Genomic DNA, 1,005 nt, shown 5'->3' on the forward strand with positions numbered 1-1,005 from the left:
TAATTGTACCGTTGTGGAATTGAAACACTAACGTAATAGCGCAATCAGAAAACGGGTATTACTGTATTAATTGTACCGTTGTGGAATTGAAACATTTGCATATTGCTTTTAATACGTCTAACGTCATGTATTAATTGTACCGTTGTGGAATTGAAACTACCACTTCCCTCAATAGTTACTCCGCTTGTGTAATGTATTAATTGTACCGTTGTGGAATTGAAACTCGTAATCTTTTTGCCCATAAAGATTCGGAATATGTATTAATTGTACCGTTGTGGAATTGAAACTAAACGTAGATTTTCTTTCACGGTTACTTAAAAGTATTAATTGTACCGTTGTGGAATTGAAACATTGTAAATATGCAGACTTTGAGAATTATGAGTTTGGTATTAATTGTACCGTTGTGGAATTGAAACAATCCACCCCCGGTAATAGTAGTAGGTTCAGATTCAGTATTAATTGTACCGTTGTGGAATTGAAACTAAACACTATCCGCCCTACCTCCGTCCAAAGTACGGTATTAATTGTACCGTTGTGGAATTGAAACACAATGAAGTAAATCTCGTTGGGGTTAACAAAGTAAGGTATTAATTGTACCGTTGTGGAATTGAAACTCGAGGTGTTTTACTTGGTTCTCATAGTTCGAGGTATTAATTGTACCGTTGTGGAATTGAAACTTATTGTCTAATACTCCTACGTTTTCCTCGTCCGAAGTATTAATTGTACCGTTGTGGAATTGAAACTCTGTTATATCCTTCCGGATATTCATTCCCGGAAGAGTATTAATTGTACCGTTGTGGAATTGAAACGTGGATATTTCAGCAATCACTTTGCGATACAATTTGTATTAATTGTACCGTTGTGGAATTGAAACTCCTTCGGTCTTGTCAAGATTGCCTATGTAGATTTTGTATTAATTGTACCGTTGTGGAATTGAAACATTGATGGTTAATGCTCAGTTTGATGTGAAAAAAGGTATTAATTGTACCGTTGTGGAATTGAAAC

The 1,005-nt window shown here is 35.3% G+C and carries 1 CRISPR repeat array.

Annotated features, from left to right (window positions below):
* The first annotated feature begins 63 nt into the window (after positions 1-63).
* A CRISPR array of direct repeats spans positions 64-1,005; the repeat unit is 30 nt; unit sequence GTATTAATTGTACCGTTGTGGAATTGAAAC.

Origin of the sequence: Bacteroides salyersiae WAL 10018 = DSM 18765 = JCM 12988, assembly GCF_000381365.1 — a bacterium.
GTDB lineage: Bacteria > Bacteroidota > Bacteroidia > Bacteroidales > Bacteroidaceae > Bacteroides > Bacteroides salyersiae.